22 protein-coding genes are annotated in these 22,830 nt (G+C 68.6%); 7 read left to right on the top strand and 15 right to left on the bottom strand.

From position 1 onward, the window contains the following. Positions 1–51 precede the first annotated feature (51 nt). Positions 52–636, bottom strand: coding sequence for a pyroglutamyl-peptidase I (locus Poly30_RS21745; protein WP_145202316.1), 585 nt, complete (start codon positions 634–636; stop codon positions 52–54). A gap of 135 nt (positions 637–771) precedes the next feature. Between Poly30_RS21745 and Poly30_RS21750 the strand changes: the two genes are divergently transcribed. The 3 genes from Poly30_RS21750 to pta are packed head-to-tail and all read left to right on the top strand — an operon-like array spanning position 772 to position 3,472. Continuing rightward, a complete protein-coding gene (locus Poly30_RS21750; RefSeq protein ID WP_145202318.1) occupies positions 772–2,142 on the top strand; it encodes an acyclic terpene utilization AtuA family protein in 1,371 nt (456 codons plus the stop codon). 22 nt (positions 2,143–2,164) lie between these two features. Next, positions 2,165–2,512 carry an AtuA-related protein gene (locus Poly30_RS21755; protein ID WP_145202320.1) on the top strand — a complete coding sequence of 116 codons (348 nt, stop codon included), beginning with the start codon at positions 2,165–2,167 and terminating at the stop codon, positions 2,510–2,512. 6 nt (positions 2,513–2,518) lie between these two features. Next, positions 2,519–3,472 (top strand): phosphate acetyltransferase, encoded by a 954-nt coding sequence (gene pta / locus Poly30_RS21760; protein WP_145202323.1) that lies wholly within the window; start codon positions 2,519–2,521, stop codon positions 3,470–3,472. Between the two features lie 22 nt (positions 3,473–3,494). Here pta and Poly30_RS28800 read toward each other — a convergent pair whose 3' ends face one another. Next, positions 3,495–3,725: a hypothetical protein gene (locus tag Poly30_RS28800; RefSeq protein ID WP_419190484.1), complete on the bottom strand. Its 231-nt coding sequence runs from the start codon at positions 3,723–3,725 to the stop codon at positions 3,495–3,497. An 85-nt stretch (positions 3,726–3,810) separates the two neighbouring features. Between Poly30_RS28800 and Poly30_RS28805 the strand changes: the two genes are divergently transcribed. Further along, positions 3,811–4,182: a Smr/MutS family protein gene (locus Poly30_RS28805; RefSeq protein WP_419190485.1), complete on the top strand. Its 372-nt coding sequence runs from the start codon at positions 3,811–3,813 to the stop codon at positions 4,180–4,182. Between the two features lie 63 nt (positions 4,183–4,245). After that, complete coding sequence (locus Poly30_RS21770) at positions 4,246–4,875, top strand: hypothetical protein (protein WP_145202329.1); 630 nt, start codon at positions 4,246–4,248, stop codon at positions 4,873–4,875. Here the strand turns inward: Poly30_RS21770 and Poly30_RS21775 are convergent. Next, positions 4,814–7,225: a carboxypeptidase-like regulatory domain-containing protein gene (locus Poly30_RS21775; RefSeq protein ID WP_145202332.1), complete on the bottom strand. Its 2,412-nt coding sequence runs from the start codon at positions 7,223–7,225 to the stop codon at positions 4,814–4,816. The genes Poly30_RS21770 and Poly30_RS21775 overlap by 62 nt on opposite strands. Positions 7,226–7,417: 192 nt before the next feature. On the opposite strand from Poly30_RS21775, the gene Poly30_RS21780 reads away from it, so the two are divergent. Next, positions 7,418–8,653 carry a patatin-like phospholipase family protein gene (locus Poly30_RS21780; protein WP_419190486.1) on the top strand — a complete coding sequence of 412 codons (1,236 nt, stop codon included), beginning with the start codon at positions 7,418–7,420 and terminating at the stop codon, positions 8,651–8,653. On the opposite strand, the gene Poly30_RS21785 is transcribed toward Poly30_RS21780, so the two are convergent. From Poly30_RS21785 to Poly30_RS21825, 9 genes are all read right to left on the bottom strand, one after another. Beyond that, the gene (locus tag Poly30_RS21785; RefSeq protein WP_145202338.1) at positions 8,654–9,670 is read right to left on the bottom strand and encodes a DUF3187 family protein; all 1,017 of its coding nucleotides are present in this window, start codon (positions 9,668–9,670) and stop codon (positions 8,654–8,656) included. It lies immediately after the preceding gene. Positions 9,671–9,676: 6 nt separating this feature from the next. Then, positions 9,677–10,975, bottom strand: a complete 1,299-nt coding sequence (locus Poly30_RS21790; RefSeq protein WP_145202341.1) for a hypothetical protein — start codon at positions 10,973–10,975, stop codon at positions 9,677–9,679. Positions 10,976–10,987: 12 nt separating this feature from the next. Further along, on the bottom strand, positions 10,988–11,260 hold the full coding sequence (locus Poly30_RS21795) for a hypothetical protein (RefSeq protein WP_145202344.1): 273 nt from the start codon (positions 11,258–11,260) through the stop codon (positions 10,988–10,990). A 28-nt stretch (positions 11,261–11,288) separates the two neighbouring features. Continuing rightward, positions 11,289–11,555: an acylphosphatase gene (locus Poly30_RS21800; protein WP_145202348.1), complete on the bottom strand. Its 267-nt coding sequence runs from the start codon at positions 11,553–11,555 to the stop codon at positions 11,289–11,291. After that, positions 11,552–12,178 (bottom strand): tRNA isopentenyl-2-thiomethyl-A-37 hydroxylase MiaE, encoded by a 627-nt coding sequence (gene miaE / locus Poly30_RS21805; protein ID WP_145202351.1) that lies wholly within the window; start codon positions 12,176–12,178, stop codon positions 11,552–11,554. The genes Poly30_RS21800 and miaE overlap by 4 nt, the downstream gene beginning before the upstream one ends. 9 nt (positions 12,179–12,187) lie before the next feature. Then, positions 12,188–12,775: a cob(I)yrinic acid a,c-diamide adenosyltransferase gene (locus Poly30_RS21810; RefSeq protein WP_145202354.1), complete on the bottom strand. Its 588-nt coding sequence runs from the start codon at positions 12,773–12,775 to the stop codon at positions 12,188–12,190. Positions 12,776–12,911: 136 nt separating this feature from the next. After that, positions 12,912–13,721: a TrmH family RNA methyltransferase gene (locus Poly30_RS21815; protein ID WP_419190487.1), complete on the bottom strand. Its 810-nt coding sequence runs from the start codon at positions 13,719–13,721 to the stop codon at positions 12,912–12,914. Positions 13,722–13,773: 52 nt separating this feature from the next. Then, entirely contained in the window at positions 13,774–16,194 is a 2,421-nt protein-coding gene (locus tag Poly30_RS21820) for a sulfatase-like hydrolase/transferase (RefSeq protein WP_145202361.1), read from the bottom strand. Next, entirely contained in the window at positions 16,191–17,240 is a 1,050-nt protein-coding gene (locus Poly30_RS21825) for a threonine ammonia-lyase (protein ID WP_419190488.1), read from the bottom strand. Before Poly30_RS21825 ends, Poly30_RS21820 begins: the two co-directional genes overlap by 4 nt. A 53-nt stretch (positions 17,241–17,293) precedes the next feature. On the opposite strand from Poly30_RS21825, the gene Poly30_RS21830 reads away from it, so the two are divergent. Further along, positions 17,294–18,430, top strand: coding sequence for a tRNA dihydrouridine synthase (locus Poly30_RS21830; protein WP_145202367.1), 1,137 nt, complete (start codon positions 17,294–17,296; stop codon positions 18,428–18,430). A 10-nt stretch (positions 18,431–18,440) separates the two neighbouring features. On the opposite strand, the gene hutH is transcribed toward Poly30_RS21830, so the two are convergent. From hutH to Poly30_RS28810, 3 genes are all read right to left on the bottom strand, one after another. After that, positions 18,441–20,030: a histidine ammonia-lyase gene (gene hutH / locus Poly30_RS21835; RefSeq protein ID WP_419190489.1), complete on the bottom strand. Its 1,590-nt coding sequence runs from the start codon at positions 20,028–20,030 to the stop codon at positions 18,441–18,443. A 73-nt stretch (positions 20,031–20,103) separates the two neighbouring features. Continuing rightward, positions 20,104–21,906 carry a carboxypeptidase-like regulatory domain-containing protein gene (locus tag Poly30_RS21840; protein ID WP_145202373.1) on the bottom strand — a complete coding sequence of 601 codons (1,803 nt, stop codon included), beginning with the start codon at positions 21,904–21,906 and terminating at the stop codon, positions 20,104–20,106. Between the two features lie 182 nt (positions 21,907–22,088). Beyond that, a complete protein-coding gene (locus Poly30_RS28810) occupies positions 22,089–22,769 on the bottom strand; it encodes a GNAT family N-acetyltransferase (RefSeq protein ID WP_419190490.1) in 681 nt (226 codons plus the stop codon). Positions 22,770–22,830 lie beyond the last annotated feature (61 nt).

A 22,830-nucleotide genomic window follows, 5' to 3' on the forward strand; every position in this document is an offset into this window, starting at 1 on the left:
CCGGAGATCCCTCTCCGGCGCGGCCCGCTCGCGTTCCCGGGACCTCGCGCTTCAGAGATCGGCCACAAGCCGCTGCAGGAAACCGAGGACCACCGGAAGCTGATCCTCCACGCCGAGGGATTCGACGGGCGGAATGTGCAGGAAGAGCGCGGGCGCGGCGGGAACGTCGAGGCCCGCGCGGAAGACGCGCTCGCAGAGATAGCCGCCCGCATCGCTGGAGACCATCACCGAGGCTGCGCCCGCTTCGCGGAGCCAGGCTGCGCAGCAAGCGAGGTCGAAAGGCGTCTCGCGGATCTCCGGCCCCGGCAGGCGAATCTCCGCCCCCACGAGGCCGTCGTTGTCGGGCTGGCCGCTGCCGAAGCGAGCGCCGGCCCTCGACTCCAGGCGGAACTCCGGGCCGCGATGGACCCCCAGCGAGACGATCGCGACCGGAGGCTCGTCGAGGCGGCGGAGGGCCTCGGCGTGCGCTTCCGGAGCGCGCGCGAAGCTGACGGGGAGGACCGCCCCGTGGATCTCGATGCGTGCGCCGGGGCTCTCCAGAATGCGCCCGTTGAGCCGCCGTGCGATCTCCCCGCTCGGATTGAGGGCCACGTCGAGGAAGGGCTCGAAGCCCGTCAGGAGGAGGGTCTGGCTCATGGCGGTGGCGAGGGGATGGGGCACACCCGTGCCGTACCCCGTGGGCCTTTTTAGGTCTCGAACCCCGGAACTGGTTAGACTCTTCCCCCCGAAACCCGGTTTCCGACCCCGGAGACCGTCCAACCAAGGACGCCCATGACACGCAAGGACAAGGTCCTCATCGCCAACGGACAAGGCTTCTGGGGAGACTCCATCCTCGGCCCCGTACGGCTGATCCAAGAAGGTCCCCTCGACTACCTGACGCTCGACTACCTCGCCGAGGTGACGATGAGCATCATGCAGAAGCTCAAGGGCCGCGATCCCTCGATGGGCTACGCAACGGACTTCGTGCAGCTGCTCGATCGCATCCTTCCCGAGGCCGTCGAGAAGGGCGTCAAGATCGTCGCGAACGCGGGCGGCGTGAACCCGATGGCCTGCAAGGACGCAGTCCTCGAGGTCGTGCGTAAGCACGGGCTGAACGTGAAGGTCGCCGTCGTCGAAGGCGACGACATCCTCGGGCACCTCGACGAGCTCATGGCGAGCGGTGAGGCGTTCAAGAACATGGATACGGGCGAGCCGCTGTCCAAGGTCCGCGACGGCGTGACCAGCGCCAACGTCTACCTCGGCGCGTTCCCCATCGCCGAGGCCCTCGACCAGGGCGCCGACATCGTCATCACCGGGCGCGGGACGGACCCGGGTCTCGTGCTCGGCCCGCTCATCCACGAGTTCGGCTGGACCGAGAAGGACCTCGACCAGCTCGCCGCCGGCACCGTCGCGGGGCATATCCTCGAGTGCGGTGCCCAGTGCACGGGCGGCAATTACACCGACTGGCAGAACATCCCGAAGATGGCGATGATCGGCTACCCGATCGTCGAGGCGCTCGCCGACGGCACCTTCACGGTGACGAAGCACGAGGGCACCGGAGGTCGCGTGACGCGCGACACCGTCGTCCACCAGCTCTCCTACGAGATGGGCGACCCCGCGAACTACATCACCCCGGACGTGGTCGCCGACTTCACCTCGTTCGAGATCGAGGACGAAGGAAACGACCGCGTGCGGATCAGCGGCGTCAAGGGCACGGAGGCGACGCCGACCTACAAGGTGTCGATGAGCATGCGCGACGGATGGAAGTCCGTCGGATCGCTCACGGTGTCGGGCCCGGACGCTCTCGCGAAGGCGAAGCTCGCCGCCGAGATCGTGTGGCAGCGCCTGAGCTACGACGGCTTCGACTACGCGGAGGACGAGAGGCTCGTCGAGTTCGTCGGCGCCAACGTGTGCCACGAGGGCATCGACATCCCGAACGCCGACCAGCCGACCGAGGTCGTCCTGCGCCTCGGCGTCAAGGGCCCGGACAAGGCGAAGGTCGCGCGCTTCGGCTCGGAGCTCGTGCCGCTCGTCACCAGCGGCCCGCCGGGCATCACCGGCTTCGCCGGCGGCCGCCCGAAGGCCGCCGAGATCATCGGCTACTGGCCCGCGCTCCTCACCAAGGACAAGGTGAAGACCCGCGTTTCCGTCTTCAGCGCCTGATCGCCCAGCCCCCTCCATTCCCATGCCAAAGACTGAACTCAAAGCGATCGCGTCGGCTCGCTCCGGCGACAAGGGCGAAGGCTCGAACGTCGGCGTCATCGCGCACTCGGAAGCCGCGTACCGTTTCCTCGTCGAAGCCCTGACCGAAGACGTCGTGCGCGAGCACTTCAAGGGCATCAACCATGGCGGCGTCGAGCGCTTCGAGGCGCCGAACATGCGCGTCCTCAACTTCCTCCTCGAGGACAGCCTCGGGGGCGGCGGCTCGGCCTCGCTGAAGACCGACGCCCAGGGCAAAACCCACGGACTCGCCATCCTTCGGATGCAGCTCGACATTCCCCAGGACGTGCTCGACAGCGTCAGGCCAGCCTGAGCCCCCATGGACGTACTGCGTGAGATCCGCGAACGCGCGCGCCGCAAGAACGCGCGCATCGTCCTGCCCGAGGCCGCGGACGATCGCGTCCTGCGCGCGGCGACGATCCTGAAGAGCGAGGGGCTCGTCCAGCCCGTGCTCGTCGCCGCCCGGGGCATGGCCGCCGCGCCGCCCGGCGTCGACGTGATCGATCCCGAGCGCGATCCGCGCACGAAGGACGCGTTCGCGAAGCACCTCGCCGAGCGGCGCAAGAAGAAGGGGCTGACGCTCGAAGAGGCCCAGGCGCAGATGCTGGATCCGCTGTTCTTCGGCGCGGCCCTCGTGGCCTCGGGCGACTGCCAGGGCGGCGTCGCTGGCTCCCTGGCCGCGACGGCCGACGTGCTGCGCGCGGGGCTTCAGGTCATCGGTCTGCAGCCGGGGCTCAAGACGGTTTCGTCCTGCTTCCTGATGGTGATGGCGGACCGTACGCTGACCTACGGCGACTGCGGCGTGGTGCCGAATCCGACCTCGGAGCAGCTCGTCGACATCGCGATCGCCACGGCGGAGAGCCACAGGCGACTGGCGGGCCAGACGCCGAAGGTCGCGCTCCTCTCGTTCTCGACGAAGGGCTCGGCGGAGCACCCGGACGTGACCAAGGTGCGCGAGGCCTACGAGATGCTGAAGGCCAGGGTGCCGGAACTCTCCTGCGACGGGGAACTCCAGGTCGACGCGGCGATCGTGCCGTCGGTCGCCGAGCGCAAGGCGCCGCGTTCGCCGCTGGGCGGCCAGGCGAACGTGCTGATCTTCCCGGATCTGGACGCCGGCAACATCGCTTACAAGCTGACGCAGAGGCTCGCAGGCGCGACGGCGCTCGGGCCCCTGGTACAGGGGCTCGAGCGGCCGTTCATGGATCTGTCGCGGGGCTGCTCGGCCGAGGACATCGTCGACGTGGCCTGCATCGCGGCAGCGCTGGGCGACTGATCTGGGTTTCAGACCCGTGAGACTACATATCGACGCCGTCGCCGTGGGTCGACCCATCAGTATCGCTCCTGCGCTGCAACGCTCCCGTGACGGGGCATTGCATGACGTCAGGATCGTTGGGGTCGAGCTCCTCGACCACCTCGTCCGTGCTGACCTCCATCGTCTCGGCGGACTCCTGGGAGCGATCCGTCACGCACGACGCCATGAGGAACGGAACGGCAAGGGCGGCAAGGGCGATCTTGATGCGGGTCATCGGACTTCTCGGGTTGGGGGTGAATGCGGAATGCCTGTGGAGAGTGAGCTTACCGAAGACGATATTCCAGGGGAGAAACTCCCCCATGCGATCCCGTCGAAGAAGAGCCAAGTTCGAGCATCATGACGACCTCGAAGACGAGGTTTCGCGCCGGGGTATCCGTAGGAGCGGTCGAGACCACGGGGCTCAGCACGAGATCGACCTCCACGGCTGCTCGCTCGAATCGGCGGTGCGGCGCCTGGGCGCGGGCCTGGCGCGCTGCAGGGCCGGCGGCAAGTCCAAGGTCCTCGTGATCACGGGGAAGGGCTACGGCAGCCACGGAGGGCGCCCCGTCCTCGGCCCCGGGATCGAGCGCTGGCTCAGGGGTTCGGACGCCCAGGGTCTCGGCGTTTCCGGGATTCGCCAGGTCCGAGGCGGCGGCGCCTTCGAGGTCTCGATCCAGCGATCGCGCGGCTGACGCCTCCCGCGCAACGGAGGGCGAAGCTCGACACCGACCCGCGAAGCGGTTGAGATAGCGGCCATGGTCTCTCCCTTCTCGATCGCCGCCGCCCCGATCGCCACCACCCTGCTCCTGGGCGCACTGCTGCTCGGTACCTCGGGCTGTGCTTCGACGCCTGGCGTCGTCCTGGACGCCCCCCCCTCCGAGATGTACAGCGCCATGACGCGCGACATGGATCGCCGCGGAGGATCGGCAGCCGTCTTTGAAGCCACGGCCGGGCGCCAGGAAGAGCGCTACGCCGAGATGATGCGGCGCGCCGAGGCCGGTGAGCTCAAGACCGCCGAGGAGCACTTCTACGCCGGCGCCATCCTCGTGCGATCCAGCGAGATGGACCAGCTCCTGATGGCCGAGTCCCTCGGTCGACGCGCGGCCATCATGGGCGACCGACGCGGACTACCGGTCGCGGGGGAGGCCGTGGACCGACAGGCGATGACCCAGGACCTGCCCCAGAAGTACGGGACCCAGTATTCCTACAGCCCGGTGACGGGGAACTGGCAGATCTATCGACTCGACCCGTCGACCACGGACGAGCAGCGCGCGGAAACCGGCCTTCCGCCCCTTTCGTGGTTCGAAGGGCGGGTTCGGATGCTCAACGAATCGGAGCGATCGGAGCATCTTCGGCGGGAACTGAAGCTGCCGCCGGTGAACTGAAGTCGACCTCGCGCACCTCGGCGTCTTCCAGATCGCTCGCATCGGGAAGGTCGGCCTCCTTCGGTGCGTCGTCGGGCAGAGCAGGGTAGGTGATCTCGATCGTCGCCGGACGCACGCCTGCCGGCGTGATCGGGATGCCGATCGGGCCGCGGTACCCTCCGCCCTCTCGACCCGAACGGGACTCCAGCACGAGCACGATATCGTCCGCCGGCAGCGTGCAGGTCCATACGAAAGTGCCGTCCGGCGCGATGGGAATCATCTGGCCGCGGACCGTTGTCGGACGCGTTCCACCCGCCGCAGCGCCGCGGTTGTTCTGGACGAGGCGAAGGCCGCGGTAGTAGGCGCGTCGGAACTGTTCTTCGGTCAGGAAGTCCCTCCCGCGATCGACGGGCCGAATCGTCTTCTTGAATTCCTGGAAGGCCTCCTCGGCGATCTTGATCTTGCCCGAAAGTCGATAGACGCGACGCACGTCGACCACGACGTCCTCCAGGGTGACGCGCTTCTGGCCTTCGAACGTCAGGATCTCGAGCGGCTCCGGCCGCTTCAGAAGCGTGGTGCCACCCGGTCCCGCGCGATTGATTTCCAGGTCGCGCGCCACCCTCACGATGACGCTTCCGACCGGCACGCTGGTCAACACGTAGTTGCCCGAGTCGTCGGTCTGGGTCATCTCCACGACCTTTCCGTCCGGCGTCTCGGCGAGCACGCCCATGGCCGGGAGCGACTCTCCCCACTTCGAGATGATCCGGCCGCGCAGTTCGACGGTTCCCCGGGCCGAGCCCACTTCTGGGCCCGCTTCCGGGCCGGCTTCCGGGACTACCTCTTCCGGGACTACCACTTCTGGATCCGAAGGCTGGGGTTGGTCATCCTTCGGATGGCCTCCCAGATGAATCTCGTCGCGCCGAAACACGGGCTCCACCGGGACGGAAGAACGCGTGGCATCCTCGGCGAGCATCGGCGGTTCGCCGCCCAGACGAGGCGTCGGGAGCGCGGGGAGCACGATCACGTCCGTCACCGACGCCACCTTCTCGGTGGGAGCAGCCGCTGGAATCACGCTGGAACTCCTCTGGTCCTTCGCTTTCTTGCTGAAGTCCACCGTCTCGAGAAACAGCGCAGATCCGGGCTTGGCGACGATCTCCATGGTCCGCGTCAGGTCCTCGGGTTGTCCCTCCCCGGGCAGAAGAACCTGCAGCTCGTACGGCCCCGGCACGAGACCGATGAAGAAGAAGCCCTCGCCGTCGGTCGACGCGATCTCGCGCTGGCCTTCGAACCCCGGCACTCTAGAGACAGCGCGCACGAGGACATCCGCCGCGGCCTGGCCGCTCCGGCCGAGCACCGTGCCCTGGATCCCGGACGAGAGCGGCAGAACGATCTCTGCCGTCGCTGGCTCCCCCATGTTCGTGACGTCCACGCAAACCGACCCGTAGCCAGCGGGTTCGTCACCGGTGCGGCAGACCTCGACCCCCAATGGAGCCGAGATGCCGAGCGGAACGGACGACTTCCGCACGGCCAGCGCATACCGGCCGGGAGCGATATCCTGCGCGACGAAGATGCCGTCGACGCCCGCATCGAGTGCGCGAAGCACCTCGCCCGTCGATGTGTCGAGGACATCGATCTTGACCCTGGGAACGGCCCGGCCCGAGCTATCCAACACCGAGCCCCGAAGGCCGCTCATCGTATTCAGCAGAGGGCCAGCATCGCCCTCACTCGCGTCCCCCTGACTCGTCTCGGTCCCGGCGGTCAGCACGCCCGCCGGATCTTCGAGGTCGGGAGCGGGTGCCTCCAGGGTTGCCGGCTCCACCGCTTTCTCCAGGTCGACCGCGACAACACTGGAGACGGCAGGCTCTGCCGCGTCCGCTTCCTCCGCGGCGGTTAGATCAGACTCGGTGACCGCGGGTTCGTCCGCGGGGGAGCGTGAGGGCATCACGATCTCACGCACAGGGCGACGCGACGGTTCGATCTTCGGAAGCTCGGCCTCGACGTCTGCTACCTCGGCCACCTCGGGCTCGCTGGACCCATCGGACACGGCCCGGCCCGTCTCACCGCCCGGCTCACCGCCCGGCTCGCGACTCGGCTCAAGACCCAGATCACGACCCAGATCACGACTCCTGCGCTTGAGCTCCGCCGGGAACGCAGTGGGAAGGTCTTCTGCGGCCGATGGCGCCGTGCTCCCAGGGACTCCGGATTCAGCGGATCGAGCGTTCTCCTCCGGGCGACGACCGCCCTCCGAAGCAGCCTCGGCCACCGACATCGCTGGCTCCGGAGCGACCTTCTTGGAGTCGCTCCCGGCAAACCTGACGATGTAGGCTCCCGCCGCCAGGGCGATGAGAATGAGAATGGTGACAATACGCATCGTGCAAGTGGCGTCGAAGAATGATGGGACGGCGGTCGCTGCAAGGAAGCCTATCGCACCCCGGGATCGGGTGCGGCGCTCCGAGTGTCCGGAGGCCCGAGATGACGTACCGTCCCGTCCCATAGGCCCAATATGAGCGCGAAACCAGGGATGAGCACCTGGAACCCCGTGGCCCTACCATGGCGGTCTCCCATGACCGAGATCCAGACTGAATCAAAGAGGGACGGAGCGACCGCCCCCGTCGGCCCGACGGCCGGAGCGGACGCCCTGCCCCATGAGCGCCTTCATGAACGCCATGGCCTCGGTCTGACGCTCTTCGGCGGAGGGGCGCGGGCCGCCTACCAGGTCGGTGTGCTCAAGGGACTGGCGAACTCCCATCCCGACCTGGACGTACCCTTCATCACGGGCATCTCCGCAGGGGCCATCAACGCGGCGCATCTGAGCTCGCAGAAGGGCACCTTCGCCGAACGAACCGCCTCCCTCGCCGAGCTCTGGAACGCGATCGACGTGGATCGCGTCTTCGAAACGCAGGGCTTGCCGCTCCTCTATCGAACGCTCTGTATCGGCATGCGCCTCGCGATCGGCTGGGCCCCGACGCTCGACCCGATGCTGGGCATGGTCGACTCCTCCCCGCTCTCTCGCTTTCTGGAGCAAGCACTCGGCGGCCGCGAACTCGACGGGATCGAGGCCAATCTCGCCTCGGGCTCCCTCAAGGCCGTCGCCCTCGTCGCGCTCAAGTACTCGACCAGCCAGACCATCTCCTTCTGCATGGGCCAGGAGATCATCGATTGGGAGCGTCCGCTTCGACGGAGCCAGCGCGAGCGCCTGACCGTGGATCACATCCTCGCGTCAGCCGCGCTGCCGCTCTTCTTTCCGCCCGTCCAGATCGACGGCGAGTGGTACGGCGACGGCGGCATTCGACTGACCGCCCCCCTCGCCCCGGTGATCCATCTCGGCGCAGATCGACTGCTGGCGATCTCGACGCGCTATCGACCCACGGGCAGGGAGGCCGACCAGAGGCGCTTCGATGGGCCACCTCGCGCGGCCCAGATCTTCGGGAGCCTGATGGGCGCGACCTTCCTCGACGTGCTAGACCAGGACGCGTACCAGCTCGATCGCATCAACTCCCTGCTCGAGAAGCTCCCGCCAGAGAAGCGTGGGGCCCTTCGCCCGCTGCGCTCCCTCCTCATCCGCCCGTCCGCGGACATCGCGCGACTCGCGAACGACTTCGAGCCGCGTCTGCCGGGAACGTTCCGGTTCCTGACGCGGCGCTGGGGAACGCGCAAGTCGCGCTCCCAGGAGCTGCTCTCCACGATCCTCTTCCAGGAGGACTACGTGAAGCTGCTGATGGAGATCGGCGAACGCGACGGAGTTGCCCACGCGGACGCGCTCTCCGCGCTACTGGACGAGACGCCGGTCACCCGATAGCTACCAGCTGAACACGAGGCCCGCGTAGACCGACGCGTCCGGGCCCGACGCCGCCACCGCGTCCTCGTGAAACGAGAGGATCAGCCTCGTCCCTCGAGACAGGTCCCGGCTGATACCGAAGCCGAGATCCAGGATCTCCTTGTTGATCTCCTCGAACGGCAGATCGCGGGTCAGCGGCATCTGCAGCACCGTCTGGAACAGGAGCGAGGTCTTGTTCGACCAGCGGTACTCGACGCCTCCGCTCGCGAGCAAGAGAGAGCGCACCGTGATGCCCGCATCACGGAACCGCTTCGGTTGATCCGCCTGCATCCCATCGAGGCCCCCCGTGAAGGTCCAGCGGCCGATCGACCGCTCGAGAAGGACACCGGCCCCCACGTCGAGCCCACCGCTTCCACTGCCGCGATCCTCGTCTCCGGTGGGTAGTTCCACCGTTACGCGCACCGAGAGGGTCGGTCCGTCCTGATCTTCCTCGCGGATCACCTGAGTCCAGCTCACCGGCAGATCGGCTAGAAGGATCTGATCTTCCTCCAGCGACCATGCGATGACGCCGTCGCGGGCCAACTGCATCTCGTACTGGTCGTTCTCCACCCTGTCCCGGCCACCTCCGGCGAAGCCGGTGAATCGGTGGAAGTCGTTCACGATGTGATCGAGGAAGCCGCTGGAGGCAAAGATCACGCTGGGCTCGATCGTGATCTCGGCGCCGCCACCGACGCCATAGGCCAGCTGTGCGGACGCCCGCGCGATCTCTCCGTCGAACCGTGCCTCGCTGGCGAGCCTTCCGCGGCTCTCGAAGACCGACGAGTAAGTGAGGTCGGTGCGCAGCTCCAGCTCGCCCGAGTCGAGGACCGCTGCCCGGCGAGGCCGCGGGATCGGAAAGATCATCCCGGCGGGCTGCATCACCCGCGTGGGGATCGGGCCTCGAACGACGGCGCGCGGCGAGTCGGAGCGGCCTGGCATCGAACTGACGCACGAGGCCAGGGCAAGCGTTCCCAGGGCAGAACGGGAGACGGTCCACATGTAGATTCAGTCCTTGTCGTCATCACCCGATTCGGGCGGGGGTCCCATGTCAGGCATCGCCGGGAAGGTCACCTCGATCCGGAACTCCTGGCGCCGAAAGATGCAGGTGCCGTCGCTCTGGCACACTGAGTACACCACGTAGGCCGGCAGAACGCTCTCGGGAAGCGCCGCCGATTCGTCCGGCGGGCCGAGAGGAATCGGAAGCGTCGAGATCTCGAAGTCGGCCGTGAGAGGCCCCGAGGTCTGCCCTTCCTTCGGCATCGGAAAGCGGAAGCCCGGGGCCGCCGCATCCCAGCCCTCGGGCAGATCGAGCCAGACGACGGGCGGCTCCGCGTCGAGGGGCCACTTCGCGCCCTCTGCCGGGCGCAGCGTCACGTGAACCCGCGAGGAACCCAGCGGGGATCGCACGCTCCCACCGGCTGACGCCGTGTGCTGGGCCACGGCGAGTTCGAGGCCCACGATCGACTCCAGGTCCCGCGTCACTTCCCCGCGCGGATCAGGCTCCTGTGCGACGGCCTCCGCGCCGTCAGGCGCTGTGCCCACGCGCGAACCCGGCAGCTTCCGCGTCTTGTCCGCCACCTCCGACCCCGAGAGCTGCGCACGCACCTGGACCGGCGTCTCCCCCCGCGCGGTCACCTCGGCCGCAGCGGTCCCGATCCAGTCGTAGAATGGATACGGCTTGTCGAGGCGAGGCCCCCACTGCTGAATCCTTCGTCGCCAGATGTACTGGTTCGGCTCGGCGTGCAGCGCCGAACTCCACAGCGCGAGCGCTCTCTGGAAATCACCGGGCTCGGCCTGCGCGCTGTCGTGGCGCAGACGAAGCGCCACGCCCGCAGAGAACCGATCGAACGGCGTCGCCGAATAGCTGGTCAGTGCCCCGAGAGCATCGAGCGCCTCGTGCCTGAACGGGTGTGGCCCGACGCCCTCGAGAAGAACGCGAGCCATGGCTCTCCCTTGCCCGCTTTCGCCACCTGCGAGCGCGGATACGACGAACCCGCCCGCCGCCGGAGTCTCGGTACTCGGGAACTCCGCCCCCATGAACTCCGCAACGAATTGCTCGTCGAACTTGCGCGGATCTGGCCGCCCGATGCGCACCACCCCGTTCGCATCGATCGCCGACACCACGGGGACGACGTTCAGCCCCGTCACTCCGAACGGATCCCAGAGGAGCGGAAAGTCCAGCTCCTGCCACTGCGCGTAGAGCGCAGCGCGATCGGGATGCTGCTCCTGCACGATCCCGACGATGAAGAGGTCTCCGCTCTCCACCAACGCCTTCGTCTTGGCGTGCCAGACCGGCACGTGCACGCGGCACCCCTGTCACCAGGAGGCGAATTGTAGGAGCAGGAGCCTCTTGCCCTCGTAGTCGCTCAATCGAACGAGGCCCTGGCCGTCGACCCGCGGCAGTTCGACGTCCGGGATGCGAGAACCCGGCGTGGTCCAAACGCTGGGATCGATCGGCGTCACAGATCCCGGCGTGACCGATCCCGGCGTCACCGAGGGCGGCGCACTCGAGTCAGGAACGGCCGTCGGAGCGACTTCCTGGGAGACGATCGCAGGCGCCAGCGACAGGAGTAGAAGCATGGAAAGCATGGACGCGAATGTAGCGCTACCCCTCCGCTCAGCGGATCTCGAAGCCGAGGAACTCGGCAGGTGACGCGTCCTTCACCAGGCATTCATCCACGCGCGCTCCCGAAGGCCCCGAGCGCAGCCAGTCGAGCAGTTCCTGAACCGCGCTCTCCGCACCCTGGATGTGCGCTTCGACGGAGCCATCGTCGAGGTTCCGCACCCAGCCCTTCAACCCGAGCGCGCGCGCCTCGGCCCGCGTGTGCCAGCGAAAGCCGACGCCCTGCACGCGCCCTTCGAGGGTCACGTGAAGGGCCTTCATGGCGCGGCGGGTGAGCCAGCGACCGCGACCGTCCGCAGCGGATCGCCCGAATGCACGGTCGGCCCCGGCGGGAGCGAGCGCATGACCTCGCCTTCCAGCGCCCGCAGCTCGGCGATGCGCTGCTCCGCGTCCTCGCGTCCGAAGAGCTGGCGCGCGAACTTCGCGTACATCCCCTGGTGCGCCGCTTCGGACGGCAGAAGCTCCGCGAAGAGTTCGCGCAGGCGAACATCCTTCGCGTGGTGACTCAGGAGGTGAAAGCGCTCCAGGCTGCGCGCCTCGATCAGGTGCGCGATCACGAGCCGGTCCAGCACGAGGCTCTTGCGCGTACCGGCCGAGCCCTTGTGGAGCCTCGCCGCGTACGTGTTCTCGGACTGCTCCCCCAGCGTCCCGCCGCGCGACTCCAGCTCCGCCAGCACGATGCGAAAGTGCTCCATCTCCTCGATGACCACTTCGGTCAACGCGCGACAAAGATCGTGGTGCTCGGGATTCTTCGCGATGAGCGAGTGAGCGGAGGCTGCCGCCTTCAGCTCGCAGTGCGCGTGGTCGGCGAGGAGCGCGACGACGTCACGCTCGACCTCGGCCACCCACTCCGCGCTCGTCACCGTATCGAGGGGAAACGCCATGGCCCGCCCTCAGCGGTTCTTACCGGGAACCCAGAGAACGTCGTCCTTGCCGCCGTCGTTCGCCGCGCGGGCCATCACGAACAGGAGATCCGACAGCCGGTTGAGATAGCGCAGCACCTCGGCGTTGACGCGCCCTTCTTCCTCGGCGGCCGCCAGCTCCGACACACAGCGCTCGGTGCGACGACAGGTCGTGCGCCCGAGGTGCAGCCAGGCCGCCGAGGCGCTGCCACCGGGCAGCACGAAGGAGTGCAGCGGCTCCAGGTTCGCGTTGACCGAGTCGATCCAGCCTTCCAGCCTCTTCACGTAGCCCTCGGTGATCCGGAGCTTGTCGCCAGCCTCCCCGGGCACGCAGAGATCGGAGCCCACGTCGAAGAGATCGTTCTGGATCGTCTTGAGCCAGCTGACCGCCTCGGAGTCGCCTTCGCCCCCTTGGACGCCAGCCATCGTGACGATCGCGATCCCGAGGACGCTCGAAAGTTCGTCGCACGTGCCGTAGGAGGCGACGCGGAGGTGGTGCTTGGGAAGCGACGTACCGTCCCCGAGCTGGGTCATGCCGTCGTCGCCGGCGCGGGTGTAGATCTTGCTGAGGTAAACCATGGCGTCTGTCGCGACCCCCTCATGGGCTGGGGTCGCCCGAGCAGGTTAGGACGCCGGAGCCGGAAGGTAAGGCGGGATCTTCATTCTCTCGGGGCCGGTCCCATGCCAGGGGCTTCGAACGCCCGCCCGGAGACGCTCAATCCGTCGCAGGCGGCTCGCCGTCGAGCCGTCGCCTGCGCTCCAGCGCCTGCTTCCGCCGGGCGCCCTTTTCCTGGGCCGGGGTCCCGAACTCGGACGGTTCCGCCTCGGACCCCATCGCCCGCAGGATCAGGTGCCAGGCCCGCGCGTCCCGCGGCTCCATCGGCGCCCTCGTGAACATCCGGTCGATCATCGAGCCGATGTCCTCGGCCGCCGACTCCGTCCGCGCCACGCCCTTCGTGAACACGGCGTGCATCTTCTGCTTCAGGAACTCGCGCGAGCCGCTATCGAGGCGCTTCGGCTTCGGCTCGTGCTGGTGCACCTCGTTGCCGGTGAAGAGGCTGTGGAGCACCACCGTCACCGCCTGCGCCAGGTTCAGCGACGTGTGAGCCGGCGCGGTCCGGAGATGCGCGATCTCGGTGGCGGCTGCCGCCTCTTCGCGCGTCAGCCCGCTCTCCTCGCTGCCGAAGACCAGCGCCAGCCGCTCGTCCGGGCTGTCCGCGATCTCCTGGAGCTTCGGCGCATGGTCGCGCCAGTTGACGCGGAGCTGCTTGTGACGCGCCCGCGCCGTGAACGCGACGACGTGGTGACAATCGACGAGCGCCTCCTCGATCGTGTCGACCACCTGGATCGTCTCGCGGCTCCCCTCGCCCCCGTGGGACATCTGCTCGAAGTCCGGGTGGATGAGGAGCGAGGGTCGCGCCGGCGCCACGATGACGATTTCCGCAGGCCCGAAGTTGAGGGCGGCCCGGAGGATCGAACCGATGTTGCGTGGCCCTGCGGGCCGACAGAGGATGATGCGTTTCACTGCGGCGGAGGATACAGCAGGGGAGGACGATGGAGCGGCAGAGGGTCGTGCTTCACTCGCCGGGGGAAAGGCGCACGAGTTCCGCCGCATCGCTGGCGTCCGGGGGCGAGAAGAGCGTGGGCAGGGGTCCGAACTCGACGCGCTCGATCAGGAACGAAGGGCCGCCATCGGGAGAAGCGGCCACGTCGCCGCCCGCGTCCCCGCCCGCACGGAAGAGCGCCGGGTCGAGGCTCGGTAGCGCGGCGGACGCCGCTGGCTGCCAGTGCAACAGCGTGAATTCGAAGGCCTGACGGTCGGCGAGGCGCAGTCCGTGGAACTCCATCTCCGTCGGCGCCAGAAACCCCTCGGGCGTCCAGCAGGCCACGAGGAAGTCCTCCTTCGCGAGCTTCTTGACCCGGCAGACGAGCGGCGCGACGCCGTGGATCCTCACCATGTCGAGGCGGCCAGGAACGGGCTCGCTGCGCGTCCCTCCTCCCGCGCGGACCTCGAGCGCGTCGGACACATGCCGCGGCGGCCAGACCGAAAGCAAGACCTCGGTCTCTGCGCCCCCGTCACCTGAGCCTTGAGCATCCGGGCCCTGAGGACCCGCGCCTTCAGGACCCGCGTCCACGAAGAGCGTCCAGTAGAGCCCGTCCGCGCGCTCGAATCGAAGGCGAGCCGGCGGCGCTTCCTCCGGCGACGCATCGGGCTGAGCCCGGGGTCCCACGTCGTCCAGCGGTGCGAACATCACCGGAAGATTGGCCAGGGACGTCGAACCGGACGAGGTCCCGAGCCGCACCGATCTCGGCCCGAGCGTCGGCGGTAGACTGCCCGGCGGATCGAGGATCTCGCGACCGGGCGTCCGCAGGCGGATCCGCAGGGCGGTGTCGCGCTCGGTCAGCGCCAGCGCCGCCTCCCTCCGCCCGCCATCGGCCCCCGGGAACTCGACCTTCCCGCGCACCGCCGGCCGATCTTCCCCGGGCTGGAGCACGGCGCCGTCGCCCGTCTCCCAGGCCATCTCCATGTCGAGCCTCGGATCCGGATCCCGGAGGCTGAAGGTCACGCGCAAGGCCGTCGCCTCGTCGACGAAGTCCTGAAGCTCCTCCGTGAACTGCGCCACACGAGCTTCGTCCGCCTGGCGAGCCTTGCCGCCCTCGCGATCGAAGACGACGACGTGGCCGTTGCTGTAGCGTTCCACGTGCATGTCTCCGCCCACCGCTGCGAAGAGCTGGCGCTGCGATTCGACGACGAGTGCGTTCCCGGGCAACGCCGGGCCGGGAGCGACGCTCAGATCCGCCGCGCGATACGCCGTTTCGCCGAGATCCAGGCCGAACGCGTCATCGAGCGCGTGGGGCAGATCGAGAAGGGAGGCGGTTTCCTCCACGATCTCGCCTCGCCCCACGCCGCCGGGCCAGCGAATCACCATCGGCAGCCGAATGGCATCGGCCGTGAAGAGCGCACCCGACTCGTGCCGATACCCTGGCGGCAGCGTGCCACGCAGTCCGGTCACGACCACCAGTGCTCGCTCGGCGCGGCCCGCCGCCTCGACGGCGTTCAAGATCTCGCCCACGGCGTCGTCGATGAGCGACAGGTAGGCATCGCGGAGCGCCATGTTCCAGGCAGAGGACGCCTCGCTACCGCGCGCCCGAGCCAGTAGCTGCGCGAGATCGGCCAGCGCCTTCGCCGGATCGACGTCGAGGGAGCGCAGCCCTGCCTCGATGTCCGCTCTCTCGCGCGCCAGGGGACCGAGGCGGGCTCGGACAAAGGGCACGGTCGCCTCCGGGGAAGGAGCGCGGAGAGCGCGCGCCGTGAGGTCGTCGAAGCAAACGAGGGCGAACACGGGCTTTTGCGCCGCCAGCGCGGCCCTCAACGGCACGAGCGCTCCGTTGCCCGTGGCCGCCGCGAGCCTGGACTCCTCCGAGAGCCGCGGCGCCTCGTAGTGATCGAACCCGCGGTCGAAACCGGAGAACCCGCGCGCGTGCAGCGGGCTGCCCGAGCTGAAGATCGTGGTCCACCCGAGGTCGTGGAACCCCATCGCGAGGGTCCGCTCCGACTCGGGCAGGGTCTGTCGAGCCGTATCGCGGAGCGAGACGATCCCGTGCTCGGTGACGTGCCTTCCCGTGAGCAGGGACGCGAGTGCGGCGTTGCCCGCCGTCGACGTGACGATCGCATCGGCGACCTTCATCGCGCCCGCGACGATCGACTCGATATGCGGCGTCGCGACGGCCCCCGCGCGATCGATCCACTCCGAGCGCATCACCTTGTCGAGCGCGATGACGATCACGGTGTCGCACGCGCCGAAATCGACCGCGCCCGACGGTTGATCCTGTCCGGTGTCCGCGAGGCCCCATGGCTCGACCCCCAGAGCGGAACCCAGAGCGGAACCTTGCGCCGCGCCCTTCGAATCGGACGACCCGCCGCACGCGGGCAGCACACCGCCGGCCAGCAGCAGAACCGAGGCGACCAGGCGCCACTGGCCCAGAGCCCCCCTCACGACCGAAGACCCGCGAGCTGAAGCGGCGCCGGATTTCCGCCCGAAATGGTCACGGCGACGCGCAGGCTCGGCGCCGCTGCACGCCGGATCCCGCGCGCCACCATGATCTGACGGAGGCGAGGCTCGAACCAGGAGGCACGAACGACGGCGAACGCGGCGGCCCCGGCCGGCTCGACGGTCTCGGCGGCCCAGCCGATCGCGGGGTCCTCGTTGACGAGGACGCGCTGCGCCGCGTAGATCTCGCCGTCCGGCACCGTCATGATCGCGTCGAGCGCCGACGAGTTGATCGCCACGTTGAGGTGGCCCGCGTACGGCGTCGTGAGTCCCTGGATCTCGCTGGTGATCGTCGCGAGACGGACCGATTCGCCGCGCATCAGCGCCGCCTCCATGGCCGCCGCGCCCTCGGGCTCGGCTCCGATGATGACGACGTGGTGGCCGAGCTTCCGCCGGAGCGCGAGCGCCGTGCCCGCGGAGAGTCCCCCGCCGCCCACGCAGACCACGACGGCGTCGAGTTCTGGCGCGTCTTCCGCGATCTCCAGCCCCACGGTGCCCGCGCCCTCGACGGTGCCCGCGCGGTCGTAGGGGTGGATCCAGACGAGGCCGCTGTCGGCCAGCTCCTTCGCGATGTCATCCGCGCTCCAGCGGTCCTCGGCGAGAACCACCTGGGCGCCGTGGGAGCGGCACGCCTCGATCTTGTTCGGATACGCGTCCTTCGGCATCACGATCGTCGCGAGAACCCCGCTCGCGCTCGCGGCCCAGGCGAGCGCCAGCCCGTGGTTCCCCGAACTGGAGGCCACGACGCCGCGCTGGCGCTCGGCCTCACGCAGCTGCGCGACGTTGTTGAGCGCACCGCGCGCCTTGAAGGAACCGGTGAGCTGACGATTCTCCAGCTTGCCGAGGATCTCCAGCGCCGGGGTCGGACTCGGCAACGGGACGAGCGGCGTTCGCTCCACCCGCCCCGCGATGCGGCGCGCCGCCGCTTCCACGTCGATCAGCGGAAACGCTTCCGCCCAGTTTTGATCCAGCGCCGAGGATTGGGTCCACATGGAGCGGAGTCTAATCGTTCCGAGCCCGGTCTGTGGACTAAGATAGGGGCCGCGTGAGCACCCCATCCGATACCACGGCCCTTCGCGGGGTTCCCGCGGCGAACGCTGGCCTGGCGGCGCCCGTTCAGCTGGCGGCGCAGGTTCAGCTGGCGGCGCAGGTTCAGCTGGCGGCGCAGGTTCAGCTGGCGGCGCAGGTTCAGCTGGCGGCGCAGGTTCAGCTGGCGGCGCAGGTTCAGCTGGCGGCGCCTGTGCATGAAGGCCTTCCGTTCACCGCACCCTGGCTGCTCGCCCCCATGGAGGGCGTCACGGCGCCTTCGTTCCGGGGGCACGTCCTGAAGCGCCACGCGGCCAGCGACCTCGGCGGCGCCTTCACGGAGTTCGTGCGCGTCATTCGGGGGCCGGTTTCCAAGTCGGAGATGCGCAAGCACCTCGGCGCCGATCGATTCCCGATCCCGGTCGGCCTCCAGCTGATGGGGAACGACCTGGAAGGCGTCCGCGGCTCGGTGCGCAACGCGATCGACCTCGGCGTTCCGGTGGTGGACCTGAACTTCGGGTGCCCCGCGAAGGGAGCGCTTCGGGGCTGCGCGGGCGCTGCCGCGCTGAAGGACCCCGTGACGATGGAAGAGACGGTGCGCGTCGCCGTCGAGGGAGCCGAAGGGCGCGCGCCGGTGACCGCCAAGATCCGCGCCGGCTTCGATCACGCGGACGACGTCGAGGTGCTGGCCCGCGCGGCCGAAGCGGGCGGCGCGTCGATGCTGACGATCCACTGCCGCACGCGCCGGGAAGGCTACTGCGAAGAGGTCGACTGGACGCGCATCGAGCGCGCCGTGAACGCCGTCTCGATCCCGGTGGCCGGCAACGGCAGCGCCTGGGAGCACGCCGACCTCGAGCGCATGCGCCGCGAGACCGGCTGCGCGTTCGTCATGGTCGGCCGCGGCGCGCTGAAGAGCCCGTGGATCTTCACCAGCCGCGAGGTCTCCAGGAGAGAGGCCGCGGCCTTCCTGATCGAGTACCACGACACGCTGAAAAGCATGGGCGCGCGGCCCAAGGGCGCCGTCGGTCGCGTCAAGCAGCTGATGAACTACTGGACCGCGGGCGGCCTCATCGCCTCGGAAGAAGACCGGGCCACATGGATGCAGTCGACGGACTTCGAGGCCTTCGAAGCGCGCCTCCGGCAAGAGGCCAGCTGAGACGAGAACCTCAGGGAAGCAGCGGCCCGATCGCGGCTTCCACCCGCTCGACGAGGTAACCGCTGGCGATGCAGTCGCGCGCCGCCTCCAGATCTGGCTGCAGGTAGCGATCGCCCTCCAGTGGTTCGACCGTCTCGCGGATCGCCGAGTACGCAGCTTCCGCCCCGCGGCCCGCGCGCAGGCTCCTGGTGAACTCACGGGCCTGGGCTCCGCAGACGAGTTCGATCCCGAGGCCCGCTTCGACGTTGTCCAGGATCATGCGCGCCTTGCGGGCCGCCGTCACCCCCATCGATACGTGGTCTTCCTGGTTGGCGCTCGTGGGGATCGTATCCACCGACGCGGGATGCGCGTACACCTTGTTCTCCGAGGCGAGAGCCGCCGCCGCGTACTGCGCGATCATCAGCCCCGAGTGCAGACCCGGGGTGGGCGAAAGAAACGCGGGGAGCCCGGAGAGGTCGGGGTTCACGAGCTGCTCGATGCGGCGCTCGCTGACGTTCGCGAGCGTGCACGTTCCCAGCCCGAGATAGTCGAGAATCACGGAGAGCGGCTGGCCGTGGAAGAGGCCCGCGCTGAAGACCTCGCCCGTCTCGGGGACGACGAGCGGGTTGTCCGTCACGGCGTTGAGCTCGCCGCTAAGCACATCCTTGACGTGGGCAAGGCAGGTCTTGAACGCGCCGTGGATCTGCGGCACGCAGCGCAGGGAGTAGGGGTCCTGCACGCGATCGCAGTCGACGTGGCTCGCGAGGACCTCGGAATGCGCGAGGCAGGCGCGCACGTTCGCGGCGGTGCGTCGCTGACCCTCGTTGTTCTTGAGCTGGGCGAGCAGATCCTGGAACGGCCGGATGCTGCCCTTCAGCGCCTCGATCGCGAGCGCCGCGATGGCATCGGCCGACTTCGAGAGGTTGGTGGCGCGGAGGACGCTGCATATCCCAGAGGCCTTCATGATCTCGGTGCCGTTGATCAGCGCGAGCCCTTCCTTGGCCTGGAGTTCCAGCGGCGCGAGCCCGACGCGATCGAGCGCCTCGCGCGCACCCATGATCGCCGACGCCGTGCCGTCGGCGGACACGATCTGCGCGCGACCGAACCCCATCATCGAGGCCGCCATGTGCGAGAGCGGCGCGAGATCGCCGCTGGCTCCGACGGATCCCTGCTGGGGAATGACGGGGACGAAGCCCCGGTTGAACACGTCCACGAGGTGATCCACGAGTTCCCGCCGCACGCCGGACACGCCGCGCAAGAGGCTATTCAGGCGCAGCACCTGGGCGATGCGCACCTCGCGAACGGGCATGGGCTCACCGATGCCGACGCAGTGCGAGACGATCAGATTGCGCTGAAGCTCCACGAGGTCGGCGCGCGGCACGGCGACGTTCTTGAGCTTACCGAAACCCGTCGTCAGCCCGTAGACCACGTCGCCCGCGTCCACGTGCGCCTGGACCATCGCCCGCGAGGCCTCGATGCCGGGGTAGACCGAAGGATCGAGTTCCAGCCGAAAGCTCCTCCCGTGCAGGAGAGGCAAGAAGTCCTCGAGCTGGAGCGAAGTGCCCGTGAGGCGCAGGGATTTCGGAGAGGCCGCGGCGGTGCCGGATGCTGGGGAATTCACCGCAAGAGAATAGCTGCGCGGTCCTGCCGCGGAGCCAAAAAACCGTGCCGTGACCGGGTCTCCGCGGACCCGTTCAGCGCTGCCTGGCCCCGTAGCTCTCCTGTGCGATCTCCTCGGCGGCGAGGGCGCGCTGACGCTCATCCTCGGTCTGCCCCTGGATCGCGCCAGGCGGCAGACTGCCGGTCACCTGCCCCGTGTCGCCGGTCACCTCGACCACCTGACGCGATAGAACCTCGGTACCGCGCCATCGCGCGCGGATGTCCCAGTGGCCCAGCGGCAGGTCTTCGATCAGGAGCGGCTCACCTGGACGGAGCATGAAGGGGTCCGATGGATCCCCGTTGACGCTCACCTCGACCGGCAGGCCCTGGAAGCGCCCCGGCAAAACGAGTTCCAGCGCGCCCGCCTCGTCCTCGATCGGCTGAAGGTCGATGGCGACGTTCGAATCACCCGGCTTGATCACCGCCACTCCGCGGCGAAGCCCGTCGCGGCTCGTCGCCGTTGCGTAGTACGTGGTAATGAGGCCCGGCTGGCTCGTGAACAGGAACGTTCCCTTCGCGTCGGCGGTCGTTTCGTTGAACGCGGCGGGGACCGTCGTGGCCACCATGTTCATCGCGAAGTACGGTCCCTTCTGGCTCATGGCCTGCGACGTCGCATGGGCGCGGTCCGAGGCTTCGATTTCGATACGCGCACCGACCGCGGGCTTCCCCTTGTCGAGCACGAGTCCACGGACGGTCGGCGCTGGCATCAGGTCGATTGCGACCGCGTTCTCCCGCTGACCGTGGATGCGGACGTTGCGCGACTCGGGCTTGGCGACGGCGCCGCGGTGAAAGACGCGGACGCTGACGGAGTCGAGGGGCAGTCCCTCGACGAGCGCGCTACCGCCCGGTGGGATCTCGACGGGGTTGATCTCGTGCCACGGAAAGCTGCGACCATCGCCGCTCCTGCCTGGACCAGCCGCGGGCATCAGGTAGGCGAGCGACGGTTCGACGGCACCGACGGTGCGGTTGATGCTGATCCGGAGGTCGCCGCCCTTCTGCAGGAAGATCACGAAGTTCCCGGGGATGACGGTCTCCCGGTAGCCGACGCCTACGTTCTGGCTGCAGCGGGCGTACCCCTCCTTGCGAACGGTCACCTGCGCCGATCCGGCGGGCACGTTGCCAAACGTGAACTCGCCGTCCGCGTTGGTGAAAGCGGGTCGTCCGTCGAGCCGCACTTCGGCGTTCTCCACCAGCCTGCCCTGCTCGTCCTTGACCGTGCCCGAGATGTACGAGGTCCCCGCGAAGTTGATGTGGAAGTCGCGGTGGGTGCGGGAGGTGAGGCTGACCTCGCGCTCGACGGTCTGCCCATCGCCCGTGGTGAGGCGCAGCACCGAGATGCCGGGAAGAAGGTTGCTGGCCCCGAACCGGCCTCGGCCGTCCGTCGTGAGCACGCGGCCTTCGTTGGGCCCGTAGAGGAACTCGACGGTCGCCGATGTGGGCTGGCCGCCCGCGCCTCGGACGGAGCCCTTCAGCCCGGCGCTCGCCCCCCACTTGATCGGCTGAGCCCCCTCGGGAACCTCGACGCTGCCGTCGATCGCCAGCGAGAGCTCCACCTCGAGGGGCCAGATGACCGTCGTTCCGACGTTGTCGCCCCCGACGAAGTCCGTGTCGCGCTCCGCTGACTTCAGGTCGAGCGGCGCGAGCTCGCTCGAAGCTCCATCGCCCGACCCAGCCGCTGATCGATCGGGTCCGGGGCCCGCGGTGAGCTGGATGGTGACGGGGAGCTCGTCAGCACGCACCTCGCCGCCCCGCAGGAGCGGCCCCTGCACGAGCAGATACGCCCCGATCCCGATACCTGCGGTCAGAGTGAGGAAGGCGATGTTGCGGAAGGAGGTCATGCTCTTGGGAGGGTCCTGCGGATCTTAGCCCCTGTCGCGGAGCAATCCCCTTGCCAACCTGGACCAACCTGGCCCAGCGCGCAACGGCACCACGCGCCCCGGGCGCTGGCGTCCCGGACTGGGTCTCTACCCCCGGTGCAAGCGGAGGTTACCTCGACGATCGAGTGCCCGGTGGGGACGGATCAGGCTTCCCCGGCTTCCCGCTTCATCCGCTCCCAGGTTCGGCGACTGAGCGAAGCCGCCCACGTGATCGGGCGATCCGCCGGGGAGAGCGCCAGAGCGTCCTGCTCGTCCCCGACGGGCTCCCGACGAAATCCATGTCGATCGAGCGCCGCCAGCGAGCGCACGTTCCCTGCCTTGATCTGTGCCGTGAGCGCCCTGGCCCCACAGTGTTCGAAGCCTGCGCGAACGAGAAGTTCCACCGCATCGCTCCCGTGCCCCACGCCGTGGAACTCGGAACCGAGCCAGTATCCGAGGTCCCCCACGCCGGGATGACCATCGAAGCGAAGCGTGCCCTCGCCCATCACGAGGCCGTCTTCCACCCGTTCCAGGACGAAGACGTACACCGGTTCGGCCGGTGTATGCAGGCGCCACGAAACGTAGCGATCGACGAGGTCGACCAGCGTGTCCGGACCTTTCCAGCAAAGCCAGTCGGTGACGGCCGACGCTCCGTGAACGTGCGGGAAGAGCGCTGCGGCATCGTGCGCCATCGAGGGCCTGAGCCGGGTGCGAGCCGTGCTGAGAACGAAGGGCTCTGCCCAGGTGGCGTCTCCGGAAGAATCCAGGCGTGCAGGCGCTGGCTCGCCGGAGTCGGGCCGCGCTCCAGAGCGCCTCTGCGGCTCCCTGTGGCCGGGTTCCTTCATGCCACCATGACACCAGGGAACAGTGGATCCGCGGTTCAACTTTCCAGGTATTGCCGAAGGG

Origin of the sequence: Saltatorellus ferox (assembly GCA_007751475.1) — a bacterium.
GTDB lineage: Bacteria > Planctomycetota > UBA1135 > UBA1135.

Excerpts from the sequence above, each read along its gene's own strand:
- Poly30_RS21745 (WP_145202316.1), bottom strand. The coding sequence starts at position 636 with ATGAGCCAGACCCTCCTCCTGACGGGCTTCGAGCCCTTCCTCGACGTG.
- Poly30_RS21750 (WP_145202318.1), top strand. The coding sequence starts at position 772 with ATGACACGCAAGGACAAGGTCCTCATCGCCAACGGACAAGGCTTCTGG.
- Poly30_RS21755 (WP_145202320.1), top strand. The coding sequence starts at position 2,165 with ATGCCAAAGACTGAACTCAAAGCGATCGCGTCGGCTCGCTCCGGCGAC.
- pta (WP_145202323.1), top strand. The coding sequence starts at position 2,519 with ATGGACGTACTGCGTGAGATCCGCGAACGCGCGCGCCGCAAGAACGCG.
- Poly30_RS28800 (WP_419190484.1), bottom strand. The coding sequence starts at position 3,725 with ATGACCCGCATCAAGATCGCCCTTGCCGCCCTTGCCGTTCCGTTCCTC.
- Poly30_RS28805 (WP_419190485.1), top strand. The coding sequence starts at position 3,811 with ATGCGATCCCGTCGAAGAAGAGCCAAGTTCGAGCATCATGACGACCTC.
- Poly30_RS21770 (WP_145202329.1), top strand. The coding sequence starts at position 4,246 with ATGGTCTCTCCCTTCTCGATCGCCGCCGCCCCGATCGCCACCACCCTG.
- Poly30_RS21775 (WP_145202332.1), bottom strand. The coding sequence starts at position 7,225 with ATGCGTATTGTCACCATTCTCATTCTCATCGCCCTGGCGGCGGGAGCC.
- Poly30_RS21780 (WP_419190486.1), top strand. The coding sequence starts at position 7,418 with ATGACCGAGATCCAGACTGAATCAAAGAGGGACGGAGCGACCGCCCCC.
- Poly30_RS21785 (WP_145202338.1), bottom strand. The coding sequence starts at position 9,670 with ATGTGGACCGTCTCCCGTTCTGCCCTGGGAACGCTTGCCCTGGCCTCG.
- Poly30_RS21795 (WP_145202344.1), bottom strand. The coding sequence starts at position 11,260 with ATGCTTTCCATGCTTCTACTCCTGTCGCTGGCGCCTGCGATCGTCTCC.
- Poly30_RS21800 (WP_145202348.1), bottom strand. The coding sequence starts at position 11,555 with ATGAAGGCCCTTCACGTGACCCTCGAAGGGCGCGTGCAGGGCGTCGGC.
- miaE (WP_145202351.1), bottom strand. The coding sequence starts at position 12,178 with ATGGCGTTTCCCCTCGATACGGTGACGAGCGCGGAGTGGGTGGCCGAG.
- Poly30_RS21810 (WP_145202354.1), bottom strand. The coding sequence starts at position 12,775 with ATGGTTTACCTCAGCAAGATCTACACCCGCGCCGGCGACGACGGCATG.
- Poly30_RS21825 (WP_419190488.1), bottom strand. The coding sequence starts at position 17,240 with ATGTGGACCCAATCCTCGGCGCTGGATCAAAACTGGGCGGAAGCGTTT.
- Poly30_RS21840 (WP_145202373.1), bottom strand. The coding sequence starts at position 21,906 with ATGACCTCCTTCCGCAACATCGCCTTCCTCACTCTGACCGCAGGTATC.
- Poly30_RS28810 (WP_419190490.1), bottom strand. The coding sequence starts at position 22,769 with ATGAAGGAACCCGGCCACAGGGAGCCGCAGAGGCGCTCTGGAGCGCGG.